The sequence below is a fragment of the Sphingobacteriaceae bacterium genome (genome assembly GCA_002319075.1).
Taxonomy (GTDB): Bacteria; Bacteroidota; Bacteroidia; order B-17B0; family Aurantibacillaceae; genus Aurantibacillus.
This window is the reverse complement of the sequence record NVQB01000001.1, coordinates 656242-682540: the sequence shown is the minus strand read 5'-3', so window position 1 is coordinate 682540 and position 26299 is coordinate 656242. Positions and strand designations below refer to the sequence as shown.

The 26299-nt window shown below is 37.1% G+C and carries 19 protein-coding genes; 13 read left to right on the top strand and 6 right to left on the bottom strand.

Annotated elements, in window-relative coordinates; all coding sequences use genetic code 11:
• Positions 1–17: 17 nt before the first annotated feature.
• On the bottom strand, positions 18–3938 hold the full coding sequence (locus tag CNR22_03110) for a hypothetical protein (GenBank protein ID PBQ30805.1): 3921 nt from the start codon (positions 3936–3938) through the stop codon (positions 18–20).
• Between the two features lie 130 nt (positions 3939–4068).
• Here CNR22_03110 and CNR22_03105 point away from each other — a divergent pair, with 130 nt between their 5' ends.
• The 6 genes from CNR22_03105 (at position 4069) to CNR22_03080 (ending at position 11846) form a co-directional block, all read left to right on the top strand.
• Positions 4069–5016: a hypothetical protein gene (locus CNR22_03105; protein PBQ30804.1), complete on the top strand. Its 948-nt coding sequence runs from the start codon at positions 4069–4071 to the stop codon at positions 5014–5016.
• A gap of 59 nt (positions 5017–5075) precedes the next feature.
• Positions 5076–6743 carry a gliding motility lipoprotein GldJ gene (locus tag CNR22_03100; GenBank protein ID PBQ30803.1) on the top strand — a complete coding sequence of 556 codons (1668 nt, stop codon included), beginning with the start codon at positions 5076–5078 and terminating at the stop codon, positions 6741–6743.
• Positions 6744–6806: 63 nt separating this feature from the next.
• Complete coding sequence (locus CNR22_03095; GenBank protein PBQ30802.1) at positions 6807–8126, top strand: UDP-N-acetylmuramoyl-tripeptide--D-alanyl-D-alanine ligase; 1320 nt, start codon at positions 6807–6809, stop codon at positions 8124–8126.
• 1 nt (position 8127) lies between these two features.
• On the top strand, positions 8128–9465 hold the full coding sequence (locus CNR22_03090; GenBank protein ID PBQ30801.1) for a dicarboxylate/amino acid:cation symporter: 1338 nt from the start codon (positions 8128–8130) through the stop codon (positions 9463–9465).
• A 122-nt stretch (positions 9466–9587) separates the two neighbouring features.
• A complete protein-coding gene (locus tag CNR22_03085) occupies positions 9588–11510 on the top strand; it encodes a membrane protein insertase YidC (protein ID PBQ30800.1) in 1923 nt (640 codons plus the stop codon).
• 81 nt (positions 11511–11591) lie between these two features.
• Positions 11592–11846, top strand: a complete 255-nt coding sequence (locus tag CNR22_03080) for a hypothetical protein (protein ID PBQ30799.1) — start codon at positions 11592–11594, stop codon at positions 11844–11846.
• Between the two features lie 108 nt (positions 11847–11954).
• On the opposite strand, the gene CNR22_03075 is transcribed toward CNR22_03080, so the two are convergent.
• From CNR22_03075 to CNR22_03060, 4 genes are all read right to left on the bottom strand, one after another.
• A complete protein-coding gene (locus CNR22_03075; protein ID PBQ30798.1) occupies positions 11955–14279 on the bottom strand; it encodes a hypothetical protein in 2325 nt (774 codons plus the stop codon).
• A gap of 126 nt (positions 14280–14405) precedes the next feature.
• A complete protein-coding gene (locus CNR22_03070) occupies positions 14406–15356 on the bottom strand; it encodes a hypothetical protein (protein PBQ30797.1) in 951 nt (316 codons plus the stop codon).
• 74 nt (positions 15357–15430) lie between these two features.
• Positions 15431–15844, bottom strand: coding sequence for a hypothetical protein (locus tag CNR22_03065; protein ID PBQ30796.1), 414 nt, complete (start codon positions 15842–15844; stop codon positions 15431–15433).
• A gap of 260 nt (positions 15845–16104) precedes the next feature.
• The gene (locus CNR22_03060) at positions 16105–16968 is read right to left on the bottom strand and encodes an RNA polymerase subunit sigma (GenBank protein PBQ30795.1); all 864 of its coding nucleotides are present in this window, start codon (positions 16966–16968) and stop codon (positions 16105–16107) included.
• Positions 16969–17016: 48 nt separating this feature from the next.
• Here CNR22_03060 and CNR22_03055 point away from each other — a divergent pair, with 48 nt between their 5' ends.
• From CNR22_03055 to CNR22_03030, 6 genes are all read left to right on the top strand, one after another.
• Positions 17017–17196 (top strand): hypothetical protein, encoded by a 180-nt coding sequence (locus tag CNR22_03055; protein ID PBQ30794.1) that lies wholly within the window; start codon positions 17017–17019, stop codon positions 17194–17196.
• A gap of 232 nt (positions 17197–17428) precedes the next feature.
• On the top strand, positions 17429–19783 hold the full coding sequence (locus CNR22_03050; GenBank protein ID PBQ30793.1) for a hypothetical protein: 2355 nt from the start codon (positions 17429–17431) through the stop codon (positions 19781–19783).
• Positions 19784–19801: 18 nt separating this feature from the next.
• Positions 19802–20113: a cell division protein ZapA gene (locus CNR22_03045; protein PBQ30792.1), complete on the top strand. Its 312-nt coding sequence runs from the start codon at positions 19802–19804 to the stop codon at positions 20111–20113.
• 113 nt (positions 20114–20226) lie between these two features.
• Complete coding sequence (gene rny / locus CNR22_03040; GenBank protein ID PBQ34795.1) at positions 20227–21777, top strand: ribonuclease Y; 1551 nt, start codon at positions 20227–20229, stop codon at positions 21775–21777.
• Between the two features lie 224 nt (positions 21778–22001).
• Positions 22002–22739, top strand: a complete 738-nt coding sequence (locus CNR22_03035) for a hypothetical protein (GenBank protein PBQ30791.1) — start codon at positions 22002–22004, stop codon at positions 22737–22739.
• A gap of 133 nt (positions 22740–22872) precedes the next feature.
• Positions 22873–23700: a hypothetical protein gene (locus tag CNR22_03030; protein ID PBQ30790.1), complete on the top strand. Its 828-nt coding sequence runs from the start codon at positions 22873–22875 to the stop codon at positions 23698–23700.
• A gap of 10 nt (positions 23701–23710) precedes the next feature.
• Here the strand turns inward: CNR22_03030 and CNR22_03025 are convergent, their stop codons facing one another.
• Positions 23711–24892 (bottom strand): hypothetical protein, encoded by a 1182-nt coding sequence (locus CNR22_03025; protein ID PBQ30789.1) that lies wholly within the window; start codon positions 24890–24892, stop codon positions 23711–23713.
• 127 nt (positions 24893–25019) lie between these two features.
• On the opposite strand from CNR22_03025, the gene CNR22_03020 reads away from it, so the two are divergent.
• On the top strand, positions 25020–26276 hold the full coding sequence (locus tag CNR22_03020) for an ATP-dependent RNA helicase (protein ID PBQ30788.1): 1257 nt from the start codon (positions 25020–25022) through the stop codon (positions 26274–26276).
• Positions 26277–26299 lie beyond the last annotated feature (23 nt).

Here is a 26299-nt window from a genome sequence, read left to right as displayed (position 1 = left end):
TTCGGGCTACTAAAATACTAATTTAGTATAACCAATTTTTCTATTTTTTCTGCTTTTTTATTATCTACGTCTAAGATAGCTAATTTATAAATATAAACACCACGCGCGAGTTTATCGCCGTAATCGTCTCTGCCATCCCAGTCAATACCCTCGGGGGCTGAGCCTTCACAGCTGGTTGATTTTTGTATTGTTTTAACTATTTTTCCGGTCACCGTATAAATTTGAACCGTTACTTTTAAGGGATTGCAGGCCTGGTTATGTTGAAACATAAACTTCGTTCGGGTTGTAAAAGGATTCGGGTAATTTAATACATGTTGAAGGGCTAACTCAGCACTTTTTGCCACAATAAAATCAGAAGTTACAGTACTTGAATTATTTTGAATGTCCCAGACTTTAAATGTAAGTGTATGGTTTCCGTCTGCCAGATCGCTGTATGGATATCTTACGCGGCCACTCTGGTAACTATTCAGATTGGCTTCGTAGTAGTCATTGAGCACTATTGGTTTTGCACTGTTCTCATCTAAAATAACAGATATATCGTGACCAATTCCTGTTCCTACTGTATTGATGCCGCTTGAATCGGCCAAATCTGCAAAAAGAACAGGCTTTTCATTGGTAATTCCTCCATTCACAAAGTTTTTGTCATTCAAAAATAAATTTACCTGCGGACCTTCGTTATCAATAACTACATTTTTGGAACTGGTACCACCCACTACTAATTGATCATAATAACCCTGAGCGTCAACCAAACCATTTGTTGCGTAATAACTGATTTTACCCGGACCAGGAGAAAAACTTATATCTTTTGGTACAAGAAAAGTAAAAGAGAATTCTCCATTTACCGCCTGAGATTTACCACGGTATAGAATATTTTTCTGAAGTTTAAATTCAAATGGAACGATTACGCTATTGGTGGCACCGGGATTTAAAACAACGCCCGAAGTTGGTGTATTCATTAAACATATAATAGTTTGTTCTTTATCAAATACGGTAGGATAAACAAGACCGTTAAAGTTCGTAAGTTTGTTTCCCACGTTATCAGCTACATAGCCCTTAATTGTAATTTTCGAAAGCGACCCTAGCGTATCAGACGAACCCGAGTTAACCGGCACGTTATTAATTTCAGAAGTTATCACCTTATCCTCTGGGTAGGCCAATACCAGTGCAGGATCTCCTAACAAATGAAAATTGGCGAAAAAGAAATTCTGACCCACAGTGGCTTTTGTAAGAGCAATAGCATCGCCTAATGTTGGCCATTTTCCATTTGGCAATCTCGTAAATAAACGCTTTAAAATTTCCTGATTGATTTGTTCATTTTTAGTGGAGAAAGCAACTCGGCAGGTAGTGTAAAGCGCAATAGCACCTCCCTTTGGATTTAACAGGCAAAGTTCACCGGCCGATGTTCTTCCCGGATCATCAAAACGACTGAACTCACAGGTTGCAGTGATAAATAAGGGCAGCTTGTTAAAATTATCAAGATTATTTATAATGTCCAGGTCAATTAATCTTTCAGCTGTTAATCCAACTTCACCGCCATGGCCTGTATAATTGAAAATAAAGGCACCTTTTTTCATGCGCTTTAAAAAATCACTTGCTGCATCCGGATAACGAAAACCTCCTGGGGTGCTAAAACGCTGGTAAGCGTCGAGAAGAATGTCATCGGTGTTATAGTTCGGCGCAACGCTTCTAACCACTTGGGTTAGGCCGTCAGATTGAATCATGTGTGCAGCTGCGTCTTCATCATCACCCAGAAAAAGCAACCAGGTACGCCAGTCACCCATCGGACTTTCATTTAAAACAATACTGGTTTCAGCAGCAGAATTATTAGCAGTGTAATTAGCATCTTTCTTATAATAGTTTTCAATTTTTGCAATAACAGCTTTCACTTCGTTAACTGTTCTGCAAGGAAACCTACCCACCCCAATGTCTACGCCCGCAAACGAATCGTCCTCTGCCTTAAAACCTTCATCGGGATCCATAAGACCGTAAAAATCATCTGTAACAATACTATAGATAGGATCCAAAGATTCCTGTGATTCATAGGTAGGAATAAAATTACTATTATTAACGGTGTTTCTGTTTTTGTTAACGTACGAGCCATCGCCCATCAATAAAACATATTTCAATTGTTGAGATTCTGGAAGTGTAATAGTTCTATTGTAAATCATTCGGATGAAATCTCTTATGGCAGCTACATCCTGTTTCCCACTTCCAAATTCGTTATAGATTTGATCGGTTGTGGCAATGGCGTAAGTCAAACCCTCTTTTTGTTGGTGAAAAGCCCCCATACGTTCTGCCTCCTTAATAAAAAGCGGATGAGTGATAATTAAGTAGTTGGCATTACTAATAGCGTGGAGATTTTGATTTACCACTTTACCAACAAAATTTGGAGCATAAAAATCACTGGAGGGAACTGCGCAAAATTCAATCACTGAGTCAACACGGCATTTGAAATCAATCTGGTTACCCGATGTATTATAATTTTGCTCAACCGGATTCAGAGGATCAGTTACGTTCCAAATGGCCAAATTCAGACCTGTATTATTCTGTATAAAAAAGTTACAAATCTTTCCCGCTCCTATAACCCTTGTATCTCTGAATCCAAATTGCCTCGAATTTACGATAAGTGAACGACGTGCGTTTACGGTGAGCTTGTCGAACCAACCCAGGCTTTTTTGAGTCTTTTTACTTACGGTAAAATTAATATCAGAGCTATTGGTGTTAATTCCCTTCACCGTTCTTTGCGCCGGAGCAGCGAAATCGGCATAGGTGCTGATTGGTATACCGGGTGTTTGAAGATGATATTTCAAACCATTTCCAGCTAAATCGAATCCGGAAGAATCTGTATTGATTGCCACTAGAATAGTTTCAGCGATAATTGTATCTAATAAAAAATCAGCGAAACCATCAGCAAGAGCGAAATTGTAAGAGGTTGTCAAATCAAAATACTCACCATAAAATTCTCTGCCACTTTTGCCAAAATTAATGATGTTGTTCTCGTGAAAATTATAGAAGTCGTAAGAGGCACTGTTTACATCAGCAGGTTGGGAAAGAGAATTATTACTGGTTATGCGTTTTCCCGCTCCCTGATCAACGGTAATGAAATAAAAACTAGTGTCGCTGTAATAGCTTTTTTTTGCGCTGAATTTTAAGCCCGCATTTGATTTCGATTTTACCCACTCTGTTGTTCCTGTAGCATAAAATAGGGCATAATCAAAAGTGCCATCCGGTGTTAGAAATACCTTAATAGGATTTTCAACAAGATCATCGTATCTGAAAGCTTTATTTAATTCCGGAATCATCTTGCCTCCATTACCGTAAACCTTGATGTTAGATGGATTAAGGGATGCAAGGTTAATTCCGATTGTATTTAAAAAACTTCTTGTAATGCGATGAACCCCTGTTTGGGTAACTCCTATTTTGTACCAGTTTCCTGTCGATAAAACAGAGGTAGCAGCGAATGCAGAAGCGCTTCTTGACGCGGAATTGTTTGTAGCTTCTGTCTGCCAGTTTACTTCATAATCAATAAGCTCTTCAAGTTGATTAAGTGCATTTAAACGAAACGGAAAAATTTTATGATGATTAAAATTTTGGTTTTTACTCAGGCTAGAGGCTTTTTCTAAAGTAAACTGGTTTGTGATAAACTGCGAAAAATATTTTTTTATTACTGCAACGTGTGATTCTTCGACGAGTCGTGTCTTTTTAACGACAAGCGTTGCAATGGCTCTTTGATTATAAGGAGTGGTTTTAGACACTACATAGTAGGGCAGTTTATTCTTATTTACATCATAAGATGCACCTTTCATCTCGAGTTGAAAAGCCACGGTATCAGAGGCATTAGAGTGTGTTATGCGCGATGAATCGGATGCTGATGTCTGAGCAAAAAAACTAACCTGCGAAAAGAGTAGGATGAAAGTGCTTATTATATTTAAACGCATAGAGACAATATATTACTTACAAAGTACAGCAAAATAACGTTTGAGTGATATAAAATATTGTTTCTTATTTTTTTTTGTTTTTCAAAATGTATTTATATATTTGTGAAATAGGTTAGGTTAATATGCTCATATGAATTCACGCGTTCTGTTCCCGATATTAGTGTTTACTGTGTTTTTATTTGACCTGAAGGCTCAAGATCCTCAGTTCACACAATTTTACGCTAATCCCTTATATTTAAATCCGGCCTTCGCTGGAACTGCCCGTTGCCCGAGAATTTGTATGAATTATCGAAATCAATGGCCGAATTTAAGTGGTAATTATGTTACATACTCCTTTTCTGGAGATTTGCATGTTGACGCCCTTGCAGGTGGCCTTGGTGTGTTGGTTACAACCGATGATCAGGCTCACGGAACATTAAAAACAACGAATGCCAGCCTTATTTACTCTTATCAGGCGGTTATCAATAGAGAGTTTTCTTTAAAATTTGGTTTACAGGCTACTTATATGCAAAAATCTTTAGACCGTGATAATCTAAACTTTGGCGATATGATTGATGCTAGAAGAGGGTTTGTTTGGAATACAAACGAAGCTATTCCTGCTAACAACAAAAGTAATGCTGACTTTTCAGCTGGTGTTTTGGGGTATAGTAAAAATTATTTTTTCGGTTTCGCTGCACATCATCTTAATCAACCAGATGAAGGGCTGTTAGGGACTTCCAAATTACCGGCAAAATTCACGGTTCATGGTGGTGCTATCATTGAACTCGAAAAAGGTGGCGAAAGTTATTTATCTCCAAATATCTTATTTCAATCTCAACAAAAATTTAACCAGTTAAATTTGGGTCTCTATTACGTGAAAGGTCCGTTTGTTGCCGGTTTATGGTATAGAAATGCAGATGCGGTAATCGCTCTTATAGGGATTAAAAATGATAATTTTCAAGCTGGATATAGTTACGATGTAACTGTCTCAAAATTAGCAGGTAATACTGCAGGAGCTCACGAAATTTCCGTTCAAATCAAGTTTGAATGTAAAACCAAACGGAAAAAATACAGGACTATCAGTTGTCCTTCTTTTTAACTATATTTGTAACCTTTTAGTAAATATAACGTTATAGCGTTTAATCATTCTTTGTTAATATGAATATAAAATGGATAAAAAACCGCAGAACGCTAGCCTTTGTTATGGCAGCAATCGTGGTTTCATGCTCCCAGGAACGTTCTCCTGTTACCGGATGGGCATATAACGATCCCGAAAATGGTGGTTTTGAAAAGCCCCCGTATGAGGAACAGGAAACTGGTCCGGGTCTCGTGCTTATCGAAGGTGGTACTTTTACCATGGGTCGTACCGAAAACGATGTTACTTATGAGTGGAACAATGTACCACGCAGGGTAACGATTTCTTCATTTTATATGGATGAAACCGAAGTAAGTAATTTATCTTACCTGGAATATTTATATTGGACAGCTAAAGTATTTGGTCCAACTTATCCAGACGTATATTACAAAGCTCTGCCAGATACTTTGGTATGGCGTTCTAAATTAGCTTATAACGAGCCTTATGTAGAATATTATTTGCGTCACCCTGCCTACCGTGATTACCCGGTTGTAGGTGTTAACTGGTTACAAGCAAATGAATTTTGTGCATGGCGCACCGACAGGGTAAATGAATTTATCCTGATTCGTGAAGGTCTTCTTGAGCATACACAATCTCCTTCAGAGGCAGATTATTTCAGCACTGAAGCTTATCTTTCAGGAAAATGGCAAGGACAATTAAAAACAAAATTACCTTCATTTGATGGACAAAATCCAGAGCGTGATGTTAAAATGGAAGACGGTATCTTTTTACCAAAATACAGACTTCCAACAGAAGCTGAATGGGAATACGCAGCCTACGGTTTAATTGGAAACACCATTGGAGAACGTATTACTGATCGTCGTATTTATCCTTGGAATGGCCACGGTGTGCGTAATGCAACGGATAAATATTTAGGACAAATTCAGGCGAACTTTGTTCGTGGAGCAGGGGATTACATGGGTACAGCCGGATTCTTAAATGATAATGCTGACGTTACAGCCCCGGTGTACAGTTATTTTCCTAACGATTACGGCTTGTACAACATGTCAGGTAACGTTTGTGAGTGGGTAATGGACGTTTATCGCCCTAACACTTTACAAGATGCTGACGAGTTCCGTCCTTTCCGTGGTAATGTGTTCAGCACTCAGGTACGCGATAGTTCTACAGGTTATGCAGGTTTAGGTCAGGAAATTATTACTAACGTTGATGGCCCTGTTTACCAGAAGTTCAAACATAAAGTAAACAATCCTACGCAACATGGTACGAGTGTTGATGCTGTTGAAGTTACAGATAGCGTTTTAACTATCATGACTAATGATCCTCAGGGAAATAACAATGCTGCTCCGGAAGGAAAATCAGATATTCCGGGTCGTGTTAAATGGAGAGAAGTTTCAAGTGCTGTTTCTACTGATAATTTAGATGAGCGCAGAAATTATAAAACAGCCGATTACATTAATTACATGGACGGTGACGTAAATTCAAGTATCTACTTTAGTGAGGGTGAAGAGGCTTACACGGATAAATCTGCTAAGTTAATGTATGAGTATGCTAAGTCATCTTTAATAAATGATAAATCACGTGTTTACAAAGGTGGTAGCTGGAAAGACCGTGCATACTTCCTTGTGCCGGGTGTTCGCAGGTATTTAGATCAACGTCAGTCTACTGAATGGTTAGGTTTCCGCTGCTCGATGACCCGTGTGGGTAGTCCTGTAGGTTTAGGTGGTAAATAGTTACTGTTAATAAATATTCTAAAACCCTTAGGTGAAACCTGAGGGTTTTTTTATTTTGGCGCCATGTTAAACACCAGTAAAATTGAAAAGCTTTATGAGATTTATCTCGCAGCAGATCAGAACATTTGTACCGATACCCGTAAACTGGAGAAAGGCGCTATGTTTTTTGCATTAAAAGGAGCTAATTTTAATGCAAATGAATTCGCGCAAAAGGCTATTGAAGCAGGCTGCCATGCGGCTATTGTGGATGATGCACAGTACGCCACAAGCGATAACATTATTGTAGTTGAAGATGTGTTGCAAAGCCTTCAAAAACTCGCTAATTATCATCGCAAACAGTTTAAAATCCCTTTTTTGGCAATAACCGGTAGTAATGGTAAAACCACTAACAAAGAATTAATCCATGCAGTTCTTTCTAAGAAATATACAACTCTTGCAACGATCGGAAATCTGAATAATCATATTGGTGTGCCTCTTACGCTGCTGCGCCTTCGTAGAGAACACGAATTTGCTATCATTGAAATGGGTGCGAATCATCAGGGAGAGATTGACGAATTATGTAAAATAACCGAACCGGATTTTGGACTAATAACCAACATTGGAAAAGCTCACCTGGAGGGATTTGGGGGCATTGAGGGCGTGAAAAAAGGAAAAAGCGAACTCTATAGGTTTTTAAAAACCGTAAGCGGAAAAGCCTTTATAAATGGAGATGATGAAGTTTTGTATGAACTGGCTTTTGAAAATGATAAAATAACTTACGGCTGTAAAAAGCTTTATGATGTTATTGGTAAAGATATGACCACAGATGAAACGGTGAGCTTTAAATATACTACACGCTACGGTACTAAAGATTGGAATCAGATTACTGCCGTTAAAACCCAGATTATAGGTAATTACAATTTCATAAATTGTCTTGCTGCAACCTGCGTGGGAAGTTATTTCAAGGTAGAAGATGAGAAAATCAAAGAAGCTCTTGAGACCTACCTTCCAAATATGAATCGGTCGCAATTGGTTAAAACCCAAAAAAATACACTCATCCTGGATGCTTATAATGCGAATCCAAATAGCATGAAAGCTGCTATAGAAAATTTTGCAGGCTATAAATCTGATCATAAATTAGTATTACTGGGAGATATGTTCGAACTTGGCGACTACAGTATGGAAGAGCATCAAAAGCTTGTAGATCTGCTTAAAGAAAAAAAAATGGTTAACGTAGTACTGGTCGGCGAAGAATTTTTTAAGCTGCCGGAATCGCAGTTTAAAAAGTTTAAGAGTACTGCTGAGTGCAGAGTATATCTACAGAACAAGTCAATTGAAGGGAATACAATTCTGATTAAAGGTTCAAGAGGTATGAAAATGGAAATTTTACAGGAGGTTTTATAAAATGAGTTATTTTTCAAAGAACAAATTAATTGGATTTATATTAATTGCCATGCTGGCGGGATTAATTCTTGGCTACGGAATTAACGTTTCTATTACAAATAACAAATTTGAGTATAACAAGGTTTCGGTATCGAAGATTTCTAATGCAGAAACCAAAAAACAGGTAGAGACGACCTTAAAGAAATATGAGGATAAAAAACTAAGCGAACGTAAAAAAGAGGTAGCATCTAATTTTTCCATTTTAAGTGATATTTTTCTGCATCTCATCAAAATGATTATTGCACCTCTTGTACTTGCAGTGCTTGTAACAGGCGTTGCGAAAGTGGGCGATTTTAAAAGTGTGGGAAGAATTGGCTTAAAGACATTAGTTTATTTTACCAGCGCCACGCTCATTGCTCTTGCACTAGGACTAGTTATTGTAAACGTTTTTGAGCCTGGAAAAGCCCTTCATCTCGAAATGCCTGATGCGTTGGTAGATTCAGGCATAAAATCAACATCACAGACTTCTAAAAATTTCATCGATCACGTTATACCTGAAAGCATTATCAGGTCAATGGCAAGCAACGATATTTTACCAATAGTGGTTTTTGCTTTGTTTTTCGGGATAGCAACTGCCGCAGTTGGGGAATCTGGAAAACCGATAATTAAAGCTTTCGATAGTTTGAGTCACGTGATGTTTAAAGTTACCAATTATGTGATGAACTTCGCGCCAATTGGCGTGTTTGGAGCTATTACAGCCGTTGTTATTCAGCAGGGCTTTGATGTGTTGGGTGGCTATCTCAATTTAATTCTTTGTTTTTTTGGCGGACTAATATTCTTTGTTTTTGGCGTTCTTTTTGTTGTTTGTCTGGCATTCAGAATTAATTATTTCAGATTGCTGAAGGATATTAAAGAACCGATACTACTGGCGTTTAGCACTGCTAGTAGTGAAAGTGCAATGCCTAAAACAATTGAAGCTCTTGAAAAACATGGAATCAGTAACCGGATCGTGAGTTTTGTTTTACCGCTTGGGTATTCTTTTAATCTGGATGGTAGTATCATGTACATGACATTTGCCACCGTGTTCATTGCTCAAAGCTACGGCATTGATATCAGCACAGGTGACCAGATAAAGATGATGTTGATCTTATTGATAACAAGTAAGGGCATGGCAGGAGTTCCGCGTGCCTCTTTGGTTGTAATTGCGGGCATGTTAACAATGTTTAAAATTCCTGTGGAAGGCCTTCTTCTCTTACTTGCAGTAGATCAGTTTCTGGATATGGGCCGAAGCGCTACAAATGTGGTTGGAAATGCTGTAGCAAGCGCGGTAGTTGCCAGGCTGGAGGGAGAGAAGTTCTAACTAGTTCCGAACAAATACACCTCGCCTGCTAATTATTTGGCTTTACCTACTGAATTTGCGGGCTTACCTGCTATCTCACCGTTTTCGTTATTCTTATTGATTTCCATTTTTCTACCCGCTAAATAAATACTAAATTTGCGCTCTTTAAATTAATAAAAGTGGACAAAAAATCGTTAATAGGGCTAGGTTTAATTGCGGCAATTTTAGGAGTATGGTTGTATTTCAGCGGACCAACAAAAGAACAGATCGCCAGAAATAAGGTTGTAAGAGACTCTATAGAACAAGTACAAAAAGATCTTTTAATAAAAGAAGCAGCTAAGATGGCTGCCCTTCCCCAATCAAAACAAGATACATTGCAACAAGCAATTGCTGTTTCAGATTCAGTAAAAAATATTGCATTAACCGATAACTATAAAGATTTTGCCGTTGCAACTCAGGGTAAACCTGAGGTTTTTGTTATTGAAAATGAAAACGTAAAAGCAACTATTTCTAATAGAGGTGGTCAAATTGAAAAGGTTGAATTAAAAAATTACCATCGTTCAGAACAAACTGAGAGTCTTATTTTATTTGATAAAGATTCTACAAACTTCTCTCTTAAGTTAAGTGCCTACGACCGTACGCGTATTTTCTCTACAGATAGTTTTTATTTCAAATCGGTTAAACAAACGGCGTCAAGTATTATTTTAAAACTGGAGACTTCTAAGCCTGGCAGTTATATTGAGTATTCTTATTCGCTTAAGCCTAACGATTATATTGTAGATTCGGAAATTCGTTTTGTTGGCATGCAGAATATCATTTCTCAAACTGAAGATCAATTGCAGTTAAACTGGAGCATGCAGTATCCAAGCCAGGAAAAATATATCAAGAAAGAAAAAGAAGCGGCTACTATCTATTTCAAACAAAATCAAAATAGTCCAGATTACCTTAAACCAACTTCTAAAGACAATGAAGAGAAAGAATTAAATGAGGCTGATATCAAGTGGGTGTGCTTCAAACAACAATTTTTTAATTCAACTATTATTGCAGATAATTTTTTTAATAAGGGTGGAAGCATAATCAAATCTTTTCCACGTCCAAATTCATCCAATATAGTTAAGTCGGTAAAAAGTGAATTGGGAATTCCTTTTGGACATACACCGGACGAAAAGTTTTCTTATAAATTTTATTTCGGACCAAATCACTACTATACCATTTCAAAATACGATTGGGAACTTGAAAAAATTATTCCAATGGGTTGGAGTATTTTCAGTTACATCAATAAATGGTTAGTAATTCCACTTTTTAACTGGCTAGGTTTTTTAAATCTTGGACTGGTAATTCTGATTCTTACTATCGTTGTAAAAATAGTATTACTACCAATTGCATATAAAACATATATGAGTGGAGCAAAAATGCGTGTACTGAAACCAGAAACAGACGCGTTGAATGCCAAATACGAGAAGAATGCTGATCCTATGAAGAAGCAACAGGAACAGATGGCATTGTATCGAAAGGCTGGGGTAAATCCTTTGTCGGGTTGTCTACCTCTATTATTGCAGTTCCCTATTCTAATTGCCTTATTTAACTTTATGCCGGCTGCGATAGAATTACGTCAGCAAGGTTTTTTCTGGGCTGAAGATTTAAGTACTTATGACAGTATCTGGACCTTTGGTTTTGTTCCTTTCATCAATTCTGTTTATGGAGATCACGTAAGTTTATTTGCTTTATTAATGTTTGTGAGTACGCTTGCTTACACTTACATGAATAGCAGTATGATGCCACAGCAGAACAATCAAATGCCGGGTATGAAATTTATGATGTATTTTATGCCTGTTATTTTCCTGGCTGTAATGAACGATTACGCTGCCGGTTTAAGCTGGTATTATTTCTTAGCGAATATGTTTACCTTTTTGCAAAACTGGATCATTAAGAAGATTGTAAGCGATCAAAAAATCAGATTACAACTGGAAGCTAATATGAAAAAGCCGGCTAAAGTTTCTAATTTCCAAAAAAGATTAGAAGACATGGCTAAACAAAGACAGCAACTTCCTGCTAAGAAAAAGTAAATGTTAATTTTAACAGGAATTTCTTGATTTCTGTTAATTTTTTGGCGGTATAACTTTTATTCTTTTAATTTGTCTCGTTAAATGCTTAAGACCAAGTACATAAAAATAGCTTCAGCTTCTTTTTTGTTGCTTATTGCTCTATGGATGGCAACTCCGAAAGTGTATGTGAATACTTTTTTACATCCACTGCAGTCTGGCGCATCGCTTGATACGGATACTAAGGTGAAATCGCATTCTTCAACCGAGGAGAGCCTAGGAAAATACGATAACAAACCATCTTCCTATTTTAACGTCTTTAAATTCGTTTTTAGTTTTATTCCTTCTAAAGGAAAGTAATCCGTTTTTCTGAAAGAGATATAACTATAAGGCGATCGTTTGCCATATAGTTTCCTTTACGAATGAATACGGTATTTTTTAATGCTCAAATTGAAATTTAGAGACGGTCTATTGTTTACCGCAATTTGTTTGATACACTCTTTTTACTTCCGGATTTTCCAGTACCTGGAAAGTCATAAAAGGTTCACCGAATAATTTGCAGTAACGTTCCTGGTTTTTCTCTTTTGCTATTGCAAGAGCCTTTGCAAATGTTCGTGAATAATATTTTTCCTGTACACGGCTTGCAGAGCTGATGTAGGTGAAGACGAGATTTTCGCTAACATTTGAATTAGAGAGGTAGGGCTCGAGCAGGGTAGCCGCGTAGTTATAATCTTTAGCGCGATTAAAAACGGAGGCAAGTTTTAGGGCGTTTTGCCAGGTAGCATCTTTAATATTATAAAATTGTTTGATGCGTGTAATGCAGGCCTCGATAAGCACTTCAGAGTTTGCCATGGTATCCAGCGTTTCCATGATTTTGAATTGCCATTCAATGTTTAATCCGTTTACAAAATTGCTGTCCAGTTTGCCGTATAAATTATTAATGGTTTGCTGCACTTGTGCCTGGTGTTCAGGATTTCCTGCACCACTATCTAATTTTAACTGACAGAAAACTTTGTTGTACTGTAAAACTGGATTTGTTGGTTCAAGAGTGAGGAGTTTATCAAATACTTTTTCATCTTCTTCGTCAATAGCATTACTCGCCTGATACGTGTAATAAACCTGGTTATTTAACAAGCCTACATTTTTCGGATCCTCTATAATTTTTAAACTGTCATAAATGCTTGCCGGATATTTTCCTTCGAGTACACGTTTATTAATGAACTCCATTATTTTGTACGAAAGCTTGGTATTATTAGCCTTTACTGCTCTGTTGAATGTCACTGCTGAAAATTTCTGCTCCTTCGTTCCACTTACATCGTAAGTAACATCCATGATGATTTGAGCAAAACGTTCCTTCGCCAAAATAGGTTCAAGTTCCGTCAATAATTTTTTGTCACTGTTAATTCTGTCAATAGCTTTCTTTTTACCCAGGTTTACAATGTCAGCATACTTTCCATCTTCATTTTCAAGTAAAAATAATCCCCAGCTATCTTTGGTTTGAATGGTTGGACTGATCTTATTGTTTTGCATTCCCTGAAGAACGCTTACCACGCTCTCAGCGCGCTTACGTTGCAGTTTGGAATTAGCTACAGAGTCACCCTCAATGGATGCATAAGCATAAATATAAAGTCCATCAATAATAAAGTCAGGTTCATTCATGGCTTTAATAAATGGCTCTATATCTGCCTGTTTAAATTCTGCCTTATTTTTCTCGAATGGAATAATGAAATTAACAATGGAACTCTCGGAACGCGGTTCAAAAGCCGGCTTTAACCCGCGACTGTTTTGAATGGGTAAAAGCCCTATAGGCGTATTGCTCTCGGTGTTATTTGTTTCTGTATAACCGCGGGTGACCGTTTTGCAGAGCAATCCGTTTTGAACAACCAGCAGGTTTAATTCATAAGCGCCTGTAATTTTAGGATCAAATTTTCCTATCAGTACATCAATACCTTTTACCTTTCTATTTGCTTTCTTATCTTTAGTAATAAGTCTGTTTTTTTTAAAAATAGCTTCTTTGAAAATAACTTTACTTGTAACACCTTTGGCCAATAAGTTATTATCTACAATGTTGTAATCCGCGCTGATAAACTGGCTTCTCTGAACAATATCCACAGCAAGTCCATCCTTTTCTTTTTTCAGAATGCGTCGCAAGTCTTTTGCATTGGGATACCGTAAATAAATCTTGTCACCTTCAACATATAAACCTTTTTGAAGGAGGTCGTAATTGCGCCAGCGTTCGCAGGTTTTACACACCTTGGGATCTGCGGGTTTTAACGATTTTGATTTTGTATTAAAGGGCACAGTAAGTTGTTCTTTGTAGATAACGCCACCATTTGTAATATCATAACCACCAAAAAATGCACTTACATATACTTTCTCTCCATCTTCGTCGATAGTGCCCACTATGCCAACTAAAGTGTATTTTGGATTCGTAAGTATAGGTAAATCTTTTGCGTTATTTTCCCAGCGGGTATAAATAACTTTAGCTACATCTTCTGTTGAGAAATCTTCGCGTCCTTTACTGATAACCCCTTTCATTGTAAGCTCTTCGCCTTTTTTTGTAGCCCCTACATATTTAAGATATTTCAGAGCCGCTGCTCTGTCTGTTTTTTCAGAGTCGTTATCTGCCATCGCCTGTGAGCTTATTTCGGCAGCACTTTGCAGCATTTCGCTCATTTCAAGTGTGTCTAAGCCCTTGCTGATTCTGAACCGGTTGAGCTCTTTTAAAATAATACGTGGCAGATTTTCAGTTCTGAACTTACCACCCCCTGAAGATTGGGAGAAAGAACACAACGATAAGGACACTATCATTAGTGAAACTATATAACGATTCATTTTGCAGGTTTAAGCTCACAAAATAAATAATAAAGCGGGGATAAGAAGGGTTAAGGTAAAAAGGTTTTAAACAGCCTTTAGTGGTTAAGGTTTGCCCGTTGCCATCCAGGTTTCTATTGCATACTGATTCAACTCAAAGTAATCCACTTTTTTTACGACCATACCTTCATCCAAATAATAAATGCGTGGCAAATGAGCAGAAGAAAGCTGAACAAAAGATTTGCCCAGGCAAAAACTTGAAGGAATATTATCAGCCTTTGTATCTTCAATAAACTCCTTGTATTTAGAACGCTCGCCATTTAATACAAAATAGATGGGAAGTTCGGGATTGTCCTTTTTTATTAAGCGGAATTTTTTAGCGGCAATCCGGCAATGGCCACAGGTAAGACTTAAAAAGGCAACAACATGTTTTCCCTTTCGCAATTCAACTTTGGGAATTTCTACTTTAACACTATCCTCTGGAGAGTAAAGTAAATTTAGTTCTAAAGGATAATTTACTTTTTCCTCAAGATTATTTGAAGTATAAGTGTAATCCACCGGGTTAATAATAAAAGGAATTATTACTACCGAAATGGCTGAGAGACTTAAGAGCAAAGCATTATACCTTACTCGCCAACCTTCCCATAGAACATAAATGAGAACGCCCGCTACGATCATGACAATATTCTTTAAGATACCTTCAAAAGGTGACATTTGAATATGTTCTCCAAAACAACCGCAGTTACCCTCATTACCGTTTTTAAATAATTGGATGCTAAGATATATTACAAAGAATAACAGCAGAGAAATAGTAAAGGGGAGAGTAAATTTGCGAAGATTATAATTCGCTATGAGAAGAACTCCGATAAAAAATTCGAGTCCAATTAACAATCGGGCGAATACCGGAGCCATGTACCAATTAGCGATGCCAATATCTACAAAAGTGAATTCAAAAGGTTCAATGGCCGGAAAAAGCTTTGAATATCCTGAATAGATAAAGACGAGCCCAAGGCAAACAGACAAAACGATAGCAACAACACTCTTGAAAATTTTCATAAAGTACAAAGCTAAAAAACCATTCAAATCTTATCAAAAAAAGATTTGAATGGTTTTAAAAGTATGCGCTGAGTTTAAGAGGAGAGATATTTTTCTTTTACATCTTCAACCACAGCAATAAGGTCTTCAATCTGACTTGGTTTAGAATAAAATCCGGAAGCTCCAAGTTTAAGCATTTCTGCTTTTTCGTCTTCATCTTTACTGGTTGTGAAAATAACTACCGGTACTTTGCTGAGCACTTCGTTTTGTTTAATGATTTTTATTGTGTCACGCCCTGAAATTTTGGCCATATTAAGATCAAGGAAAATAACGTTAGGCATAAAAGTGCAATTATTTAAATATTCAAGAGCCTCTTCGCCGTCATAAACGGACTCAATGAGCGCCTGCGGAATTACTTTATTGAGAGCAGTTCTTAAGAAATAATGATCATCAGAGTCGTCATCTACAATTAAGATGTAGTAGATGATGTTGTTTAGGTTAAGGTCCATAATTTTTGGTAGGTTAGGTGTAAATTTAAACGTATGTTCTGTATTTAAGTTGCAAATTTCGTTATACGTTTCTCTAAAGAACGTTAATGATAGATATTTGGATTTAGGTGCTGGTGCTTTTTAGACGAATACAGGCAGATATTCGCCGAATAAAGATTTGATATTTATTTAGCAAAACCTATGCCACAAGAGTTGGGTATGTTTTAGGTTAAACAAAAAAGCCTCAACAAAAGTTGAGGCTTATAAAATAAAAATTTACATTATCCTAAATATTGTTGCAGTAATTTGCTACGGCTACTGTGGCGTAAACGACGTATCGCTTTCTCTTTAATCTGGCGAACACGTTCACGAGTGAGATCAAATTTGTCGCCTATTTCTTCAAGCGTTAAACCGTGATTTAATCCTATACCAAAAAATAATTTTACGACATCGCGTTCGCGTTCTGTAAGAGTGCTTAATGCGCGATCTATCTCTTTGCTTAAAGATTCATTCATTAAACCCGTATCGGCTTTAGGAGAATCTAAATTCACAAGAACATCTAACAAACTACTTTCTTCGCCATTAGCGAAAGGAGCATCCATACTCACATGACGACCACTTACTTTCATAGTGTCGCTAACTTTATCGATTGGAAGATCCAAAATCTCAGCTAATTCTTCAGCGCTTGGTTCGCGTTCAAATTGTTGTTCTAATTTGCTGTAAGCTTTATTGATCTTATTTAAAGATCCAACCTGGTTTAGAGGTAAACGCACAATACGGCTCTGCTCGGCCAAAGCTTGCAAAATACTTTGACGAATCCACCACACGGCGTAAGAAATAAATTTAAATCCACGGGTTTCATCAAATCTGCGCGCAGCTTTGATTAAACCTAAATTTCCTTCATTGATCAGATCGGGTAAACTAAGACCCTGATTCTGGTATTGTTTTGCAACCGAAACAACGAACCTAAGATTCGCCCTGGTTAACTTTTCAAGAGCTTTTTGATCACCATCTTTAATTTTCTTTGCTAAAATAACCTCTTCTTCTGCGGTGATTAGTTCCTCACGTCCGATTTCCTGAAGATATTTATCAAGGGACGCGCTTTCGCGATTTGTAATTGACTTGGTTATTTTAAGCTGCCTCATGCTACGTTATGGTTTAAGAGTATAAAAGTACAAAAAAAAGCGTTATCCGTGACGCCCATCGATCTTTTAAACGAGAAATTAGGCAAAAAGTTCGTTTTTTTTAAGAATATTTTGGTGTTAAAAAGAAATAAATCGTTTCAAGGTAAAAAGAAAGTAAAATTTAGAAGAAGAAATTTCATTTTATACACCGGCGTTGCATGCTGTTTTTTTAAAAAATCAGGACTTTGATGCGCAAATCAACGCTGAAAAAACGATAGTGTTTTAGTCCTTAAAAATGTTATTCGCCTCCTCTGCACCCAAAAATCCTTTATTAAAGGGCAACGTGGCCTATTAAGTAATTAACAAGCGACGTTTAATAACGTTGAGCTTAATTAACATTTAACTGTTTAATCATAAACACACGCAAACGTATGCAGCTTGTGATACTTAGCTATTTTTATGAAAATCAAAACTGTTCCAAATGAATGTAGAAAGCTTAAAATCTGAATTGCAGCAAGTTCTAGACAATGATGTGGTGTTGCGTAAGGAATTTAACGGGTTAAAACGCTCGTTAAGTGATTACCGTAATCAACTGATCATGCGTGATGAGGACTGCAAACGTCTGCAAGTGACGATTGATGTTTTAAACACAAAACTGTTGGTGCTGGAAAGAGACAATACCAATTACAAAGCAGAATTAACTTCATTTAAAGAATTGCGAGGCAGCATTAAGGAACAATTGCAGGCTAAGCAAGAGGAGATTGAAGCGCGGTTGAGTGAGATTCAAAGCCTCAGAGATGATTTAAATACAATGGCGGCCAGTTATGAGTCGCAGATTGAAGAGATTAAAAATGAATCTGGATCAGAATTAGAAAGGGTTAAAGAAGAACTTACTTTACAAATTAACGAGTTAAGAACTAATACTCACTACAAAGAAACGGGTATAAAAGAAGAATTTGAAAACCGTGTTTCCGAACTATCTATTACCTGGGCCGACACCGAACAAGCGCTTATTTTAAACCATGAAGAAACGGTTGCAGGGCTTATAACTGCTCACGAGGCAGAAATTTCCTCATTGAGGGCAGAGCACCTTTTACAACTTTCATCACTTACTTCTTCTTCGCAGGAGGAAATTGATTTTATGAAACATTCTCACCAGGTTACACTTTCTCAACTAGAATCAATATCTAGTCAAAAGTTAAGTGAACTTGAAAATTCTTATGTTTCAGAAATAGCTAACTTAAGGTCAGCACTCGAAGAGCAACGTGCTACACTGACGGCTAACTTTAACTCACAAATAGAAAGTCTTCGTTCTGAATCTTTGGTAAATGAATCCAAATTAACTGAGCAACATGAACTTCAATTATCTGCATTAGAAGCTTCACACGAATCTTTATTAAACGAAACAATTCTCAGCAACGAGTCGAAACTTGCATCCCTAATAAATGAATATGAAGAAAAATTATCTAACACTTTAATCCACTCTACAACTCAAAACTCAAAATTAAATGATGAGTTAGGCAAAGTACAGGAGGAAATTAATGGGTCTTCAGAAAAACTTGCGGCTTTAAATTCAGAACTTTTATCAAAAGATTCGGAGATCAGTGCTTTGGGTTCTCAGATCAGTGAACTGGGTTTGCAATTGCAAACCGAGACCGAGAAATTTGTAAATCTGACATCAGAATTTGAGACTTACAAACAAAACACCTCTTTATCTGTAAGCGAACAAGTAAATGAGTTAAATCTTCAAATCGCTACTTTAAATTTATCACATAGTGATTATGTAGAAGAACTCAATTCGCAAATAGATAATTTGAACCTGGAATTGAAAAACATGGGACTTCTTTTAGAGTCTTCTACCAATTCATTGAGCGAAACAGAACTTTCGCTTGAATTAAAATTACAGGAGTTAGCTCAGGCAGGCTTGCAGATAGAAACCTTAAATGCCCGACTTGAGAGTTTTGAAAATTCATTCTCTGATAAAGAACAGGAATTAGAAACTTATAAAAAGGAACTTGAAGCTTCGGCATCTAAAGAATTAAAAGTTCAGGAACTAGAGTATCAGAAATTATTGGCCGAAAATACTAACCTTATTGTTGAAATAGATTTAGCACAGGATAAGGTAGAAGCTCAGGAATCAGAAATCACTTTACTAAAAGGCGAACTTGAAGAGATAAGAATACAGAGTGTTGGTAAAAGCGAGTACTTCAAAGAAACCTTGGCTAACAAAAATTTTGAGATTACCAATCTTGAAGCTAACACTGCTGCACTTACTATTGAAGTAACGCAACTAAAAGAGGAGGTACATGCTTTACGTGAACAAGTTCAAAGTTCTTCAGAAGCAGGAGTTCAAGTGTCAAATTTACAGTTAAACCTTGATTCGGTGCTGGCTGAAAAACTTAGTTTAAGTTCGGAAATCGATGTATTACAAACGGTAATCAGTGGCTTGAATGAAAGTGTTCTTGCTATGAATAATAAACTTAGTGAGTACGAGTCAGAGATTGAATCCTTAAGAAATTCAAGTAAAGTAGAAGAGCAGGAGGCATTTATTGACAGGTTGTTTAAGCAAATAGATGGACTAAATGATCAGAAATTAGCCTTATTAGATGAAAAAGAACAAATGGCTAACCAATTGTTGAAAATGAACGATGTTATAGGATCTATTTCCCAACACGTTGAAAGTGAAAGAATTGATGTTACAAGCTTGAATAATCACCGAAAGAATGTTATTTTAGCGAATAATTCGGAAGGGAACAGTGAAAAATCCCAGATGAAAGAACAAATAAACGATTTGGTGCGTGAAATTGATAAGTGCATAGCGTTATTAAGTGCTTAATATTAACGCCCTCTTTAAATGAGCGAAGTAAATATAAAAGTTGAAATAGCCGGAAGCGTTTTTCCTTTAAAGGTTAATGCCGACGACGAGCAAAATATTAAAGAGGCTGTTGATCTGATAAATAACAAAATTGTGGAGTTTGAAAAAAACTACGCAATTAAAGATAAGAAGGATGTGTTGGGTATGGTAATGTTGCAGCTGGTATCTCAGCTCTACAAGCAAGCCACCAATGCGGAGAAGGAATTAAGTCATTTAAAGCTGCTTTTTGCCGATGTTGAAGTGATGTTAAAAGAGCATCAGAACAACATTAATAGTATCAAAGAAGAGTAAATTTAGTTTTACATTCTATCCACGCACAAATTTGTTACGCCAGGCGAAATAAGTTTGTGCGTTTTTTATTAACCCATTCCGGCCACACAGCCGGGATAAAAAGAAAAGAGAAGATGGAAATTTTGACAATTGTTTTTATTGCGGCAGCCCTAATTGTTGGTGTTATAGCAGGATTTTTAATTGCTGGAAGCAAACTAAATGCTAGCGGTACAAAAGAAAAAGAAAACCTTATTAAAGAGGCAGAGGTTAAATCTGAAGCTATCAAACAAGAAAAAATATTGCAGGCTAAAGAAAAGTTCCTGCAATTAAAATCGGAACACGACAAAGCGGTTCAGGAAAAAAATGCCCATATTGCCCAATCAGAGAACAGAGCTAAACAAAAAGAAAGCGAATTAAACAAAAAAATAGAAGAGCAAAACCGTAAAGATAAAGAATTGGAATCTGCCAAAAATCAGGCAAACCAACAAATTGAACTTTACAAACACCGTTTGGATGAGGTGGAAAAAGGTCACCGCAAACAAGTAGAAATGCTTGAAAAAATAAGCGGTTTAAAAGCAGAAGATGCCAAAGCACAATTGGTTGAATCTATTAAAGCAGAAGCAAAAACACAATCAATGGTGTATGTAAAAGACATCATGGAAGAGGCAAAATTGACTGCAAATAAAGAGGCTAAAAAGATTGTTCTCCAAACCATACAACGTGTAGCTACTGAAACGGCTATCGAAAATTCTATTTCGGTTTTCCATATTGAGGGCGATGAAACAAAAGGCCGTATTATTGGACGTGAAGGGCGTAATATTCGTGCTTTAGAAGCTGCCACCGGCGTTGAAATTATTGTGGACGACACTCCTGATGCTATTACATTAAGTTGTTTTGATTCTATTCGTCGTGAAATTTGCCGTTTGGCTTTGCATCAGTTGGTTACTGATGGACGTATTCACCCGGCACGTATTGAAGAGGTGGTTGAGAAAACCAAAAAAATGCTGGAGGAAGAAATTATTGAAACAGGAAAAAGAACTTGTATTGATTTAGGAATTCACGGACTTCATCCTGAATTAATTCGCATGGTGGGAAGAATGAAATACCGTTCTTCTTATGGTCAAAATTTATTACAGCATAGTCGTGAGGTTGCTAACCTCTGCGGAATTATGGCCAGTGAAATGGGTTTAAATCCTAAAGTTGCAAAACGTGCAGGACTTTTACACGATATAGGAAAAGTTCCAGATAACGAACCAGAATTACCACATGCTTTATTAGGAATGAAGCTGGCTGAACAATACAAAGAAAAACCGGAAGTTGTAAATGCTATCGGAGCTCACCACGATGAAATTGAGATGACTACTTTGTATTCTCCAATCATCCAGGTGTGTGACGCTATCAGCGGTGCCCGTCCTGGTGCCCGTCGCGAGATTGCCGAGCAGTATATGAAGCGTTTAAAAGATCTTGAAGCATTGGCTTTAAGTTACGACGGTGTGGAAAAAACTTACGCCATCCAGGCAGGCCGTGAAGTACGTGTAATCGTTTCAAGCGATAAAGTAAATGACGGAAGAGCGGAACAATTGGCTTTTGAAATTTCACAGCGCATTCAGACAGAAATGACTTATCCCGGTCAGGTAAAAGTAACGGTAATAAGAGAAGTCAGAGCAACAGGATACGCGAAATAATTTTTTAAAAAAAAGAAAAATCCCGGGAAGAAATCTCCGGGATTTTTTTGTTTCTACCAAAATTGTCAAAAATAGATCTTTAGAAATTTGGAGTAGAACGGTTAAAATGTGTTAGCATAAGTGAAAAAAAAGAAAGATATTGCATAAAATTATAACCCCTTAATCACAACCTTATGAATTCTCCAAAAATGATGATCGCAGCTTTGCTAATCAGTGGATTGGCGATGAATGCAAAAGAAACTTTGCAATTTAGAGCTACTACTGAGTCTTCGAACTCTAGTTTTATTTTTAAAAACAGAACCCAACCAAGAAATATTTTAAAACTGAAGACAAGTGCATTCAGCTCTTCAAGCGCGCGCGACTGGGAAGAGGCTGAAGTTACAGGTGGTGGATTGTTTTTGAATTTCGGACTTCACTTTCCTTCTAAAAAATTCTTAAATCCTTATTATGAATCAGGCGATGCTACCTACAAAATCGGATTTGATTTTGAATTTGGAAACTATTTCAGATTTGCTAAACTGGCCGACGATAAAGTTGGTATCGGTTTGCGCGCAACATGGTTATCATTAAGTTACACCGCAATGTCTATAGATGGTGACAGGTTCAGAGCTGCACAAATCAGTCCATTAAGAGTAGGACCACAAGTAGGTGTTGCAATTAATGAAACTATGGGTGTAGATTTGTTCTATCAAATTGGTTTTAATTTAACGGATGAATTTGGTGCTCTTGAAAGCAATGATCCTACCACTACCGAAAAAATTGGATTTAATTCTATTTACACGGGTGTTTCTCATGAAGTTGGGGCTGCCTACCATTTCAAAGTATTTAGTGTTGGTTTAGGCTACCGTTTTGGAAGGTTGACCAATATTTCTCGTATATACGACGGAACAGATATTGATGAAGATACAGACGAAAAATACTCTGTAGGGAATTTCAGAGCAACTTTAGGTTTTAAATTCTAATACTAGAGTTATATCATATAGAACGCCGGGCATTTTGTCTGGCGTTTTTATTTTGTATACTGCTGTAATAAGCACTTTATGGCGATGGAATGGGTTTTGCATCATTTAGGTATAAACGGCAAAAGTTTAACTTATGAAAATGCGCTATCTTTTACTATCCCTTTTTGTTCTTGCAGAAATAATAGTCTCAGGCAAGGACCAGGAGCCTTTCCCACCAAAAAGGCAATCCTATTTAGAAACCGGCAAGGCAATAGGGGAGGGAGATCCTCATTTTGCAATTAAATTAAATTTGACTCCCCTTGTTTTTCGTTCGTTGTCGTTGCAGGCAGAATATGCTTTTCACAGAAAGATGAGCATAGCGCTTGGAGCAAGTATTTTACCTAAGCGCACGCTTTCGGAAGACTTATATAACGCCATCGACGACAATCCGTATTCTTCTAACTTTTCAACACCGGTTTACGAAGGAAAAAATATTACGCCGGAATTCAGATTTTATCCTTTTGGAAGAGAGGGCCATTCTGCGCCAAATGGTTTTTATATAGCAGCATATTATCGGTACGCACATTACACCGCACATCAAACGGTTTCTTATCAGGATGTGAGTAGTCCAGGGCAACCTGTTTATACTGCACGCGCCACGCACGACTATTCTGGTGGCACCGGAGGGTTAATGATAGGAAAGCAATGGATCATTGCTAAACACTTCAGTATAGACTGGTGGATAGTAGGTGGTGGCTATGGAAAGGCCAAGTACACTTACACCTGGAAAATTGATGGTATTAATTTAACGGAAGATCAGCAAGCCTTTGTGAGAGAACAGGCCAACCAAAATTTTGAAAATTTTTCAATGTTTGGTATCGAACCGAATGTTCAGACAACTTCTAATTCTGCATTTATGTCGTCAATGTTACCGATGTTTAATCTGCGATTTATGGGTATCTGTTTAGGATTTGCCTTCTAAACCGATCAATTTAATTGTAATCTATAAGCCCCATTGCTCTTAGCACTTTTGAGCCGTTTTGTTTTATATTAAACCGGTAACCCGAAAACACTACCAGTCGTGCGATATAGCTTTCCGTATTAAATAACTCAGGGTTTAAGGTGTAATTGTTATCATAACTGGAAAGCAAACCGATGAAAAATCTCAGGTTGTCATAGCGTATAGCTGCTTTTGCATTTAAGTGAACAGAGGGATTTATGGAAAGCGTATGTCCTTTATCGTCGGTTGTAGTGTAATTGGTTTTCTGGCCACCAAATCCAACATTCACCGCAGAACTTAAAATTATTTTTTTGTAAACAAAGGTGTAACCGTAGCCGGCGCTTAGACCAACGGTAATCAGCGAAATCTTATTAATAGCATAGAGCTTAGGCGAAAAAACCGAATCGAGCGCTTGTGGAATCAGCGGAGATTTTCCTGAAGTAATTAAAGTGTAAGAGTGATACAAGCCGGCCATAAAAGATCCTGCACTTTTACGTTGTACATCTGTGAAGGAAAAAGCACCGCGAAGAGAATACTTTTTATCGTTAAAAATAAACATGGTGTTTACACCAAAAGAAAACACATTGATATCTGGCCTTATCACTACATTATCAGCATCTAAAACATTTACTTCATAATCTTTTGTATTAAAGAGATAAAAGCCTCTATAACGCTGATAATTCACGTCTGTAATAACCTTTCGTCCGATAAACGTAACCTGGTAATCTCTGCTGGTTGTTTTGCCTTTGCCTTCCTTTGCTCCAAATTTAATTCCCGGATAAAAACCGAACGTTACAATGATGTTGCTGAAATTAAATCCAAGATGATAATAATTATTTGGTGAAAATTTAAGAGCTTTTTTTTGTTCAAGATCAATAAAATTAAACCCGTAGTATTTTTTCGCAATAGGAACAGTAATCGTTAATTTTCTTTTGTTGGATTTGATATAAGATGTATCCAGGTAGGGCTTTTTAGGAGCCAGTAAATACTTTACGTACAAGCGGTGTGGGTACATAAATTTATCTTTAAACGTTTTAGAAGGAATTTCATCGTCAGTTATTTTTCCCTTAATGGTGTCGATTAAAACTTTAGCGAGACTATCCACCTGAGAAAATGCCGGATAGAGATACACTGTGAAAATGGCTACTAAAATATGTTTACGGAGGATGATCATTAAGTGCTCAAAAAATTGTGCCAGAGCAAGGCTTTATCAAGTTTAGCTTTTTTGGGTAATAACTCAAAAAAAATCACTTTAAAAGCTTAACTTAGATACTTATTTTTAATGAACTAATATTACTCCATTGACATTCGACGATTTTAATTTTGACGCTTCACTTTTAGAAGGACTTTACAGCATGGGATATAAAACTCCCACCCCCATACAAGAACAAGCCATACCAGTATTACTGGATAACAAAGATCTGATTGCCTGCGCGCAAACAGGAACAGGCAAGACAGCTGCATATTTGCTGCCAATTATAGATCATATTGTGCGAGCCCCTATACGCCACTTAAATACGCTTATCATTGCGCCAACGCGCGAACTCGTTTTGCAAATTGATCAGCAAATTGATGGTATGGGTTATTTTTGTTCGGTAGGCTCTATTGCCATTTATGGCGGTAATGATGGGATGACCTGGGAAAAACAGAAACATGCATTGAGAGAGGGAGTAGATATTATTTGCGCTACACCTGGTCGACTAATTGCATTGCTTCAAAATGGGGATATTAATTTCGAGCATTTACAACATCTGGTTTTAGATGAGGCTGACCGTATGCTTGATATGGGATTCTTTGATGATATAAGCACCATCATTAATTATCTTCCAAAAGAACGACAAACAATTATGTTTTCGGCTACTATGCCGTCTAAAATAAGATTACTGGCTAACAAGATCACAAAAAATCCAGAGCAGATAAATATCGCTATCAGCAAGCCGGCAGCTGGAATCGTACAACAAGCTTACGTTGTTCACGACAGTCAGAAAGAAGGGATTTTAAGAGACATTTTAAAGAATGAAGATTACCAATCTGTTATTATTTTCTGCTCTACAAAAGACAATGTAAAATTACTGGAGAAAAATCTACGTAAAGAAGAAAAATCTATCAAGGCTTTTCACTCCGACCTGGAGCAAGCAGAGCGTGAAGAAATCATGCGTGATTTTAAAGGAAAAAAATTAAGAATATTAATTGGAACAGATATTTTATCACGCGGTATTGATGTGGATGGAATTAATCTTGTAATTAACTACGATGCGCCACCGGATCCGGAAGATTACATACACCGTATAGGACGCACGGCCAGGGCTTCGCGTGCTGGGGTTGCCATAACATTTATAAATTTACGCGACCAGGTGAAGTTTTCAAAAATTGAAGATCTCATGGGAATTGAAGTTCCTAAAATGCCATTGCCTGCAGAATTAGGTGTCGGACCCGTTTATGATCCTGAAGCCAACAAAAAAGAAGGATTTAAAAAACACGGCCCCGCTAAAAAGAAATTTGGACAAGGTGGAAACAGGGGACCGAAGCGTGATTTTAAGCCCAGACCAAAATCTTAGAATTTATAGTTTTTTTTTATTGG

Excerpts from the sequence above, each read along its gene's own strand:
- CNR22_03105 (PBQ30804.1), top strand. The coding sequence starts at position 4,069 with ATGAATTCACGCGTTCTGTTCCCGATATTAGTGTTTACTGTGTTTTTA.
- CNR22_03030 (PBQ30790.1), top strand. The coding sequence starts at position 22,873 with ATGAAAATGCGCTATCTTTTACTATCCCTTTTTGTTCTTGCAGAAATA.
- CNR22_03060 (PBQ30795.1), bottom strand. The coding sequence starts at position 16,968 with ATGAGGCAGCTTAAAATAACCAAGTCAATTACAAATCGCGAAAGCGCG.
- CNR22_03090 (PBQ30801.1), top strand. The coding sequence starts at position 8,128 with ATGAGTTATTTTTCAAAGAACAAATTAATTGGATTTATATTAATTGCC.
- CNR22_03070 (PBQ30797.1), bottom strand. The coding sequence starts at position 15,356 with ATGAAAATTTTCAAGAGTGTTGTTGCTATCGTTTTGTCTGTTTGCCTT.
- CNR22_03035 (PBQ30791.1), top strand. The coding sequence starts at position 22,002 with ATGAATGCAAAAGAAACTTTGCAATTTAGAGCTACTACTGAGTCTTCG.
- CNR22_03080 (PBQ30799.1), top strand. The coding sequence starts at position 11,592 with ATGCTTAAGACCAAGTACATAAAAATAGCTTCAGCTTCTTTTTTGTTG.
- CNR22_03110 (PBQ30805.1), bottom strand. The coding sequence starts at position 3,938 with ATGCGTTTAAATATAATAAGCACTTTCATCCTACTCTTTTCGCAGGTT.
- CNR22_03100 (PBQ30803.1), top strand. The coding sequence starts at position 5,076 with ATGAATATAAAATGGATAAAAAACCGCAGAACGCTAGCCTTTGTTATG.
- CNR22_03095 (PBQ30802.1), top strand. The coding sequence starts at position 6,807 with ATGTTAAACACCAGTAAAATTGAAAAGCTTTATGAGATTTATCTCGCA.
- rny (PBQ34795.1), top strand. The coding sequence starts at position 20,227 with ATGGAAATTTTGACAATTGTTTTTATTGCGGCAGCCCTAATTGTTGGT.
- CNR22_03025 (PBQ30789.1), bottom strand. The coding sequence starts at position 24,892 with ATGATCATCCTCCGTAAACATATTTTAGTAGCCATTTTCACAGTGTAT.
- CNR22_03050 (PBQ30793.1), top strand. The coding sequence starts at position 17,429 with ATGAATGTAGAAAGCTTAAAATCTGAATTGCAGCAAGTTCTAGACAAT.
- CNR22_03045 (PBQ30792.1), top strand. The coding sequence starts at position 19,802 with ATGAGCGAAGTAAATATAAAAGTTGAAATAGCCGGAAGCGTTTTTCCT.
- CNR22_03065 (PBQ30796.1), bottom strand. The coding sequence starts at position 15,844 with ATGGACCTTAACCTAAACAACATCATCTACTACATCTTAATTGTAGAT.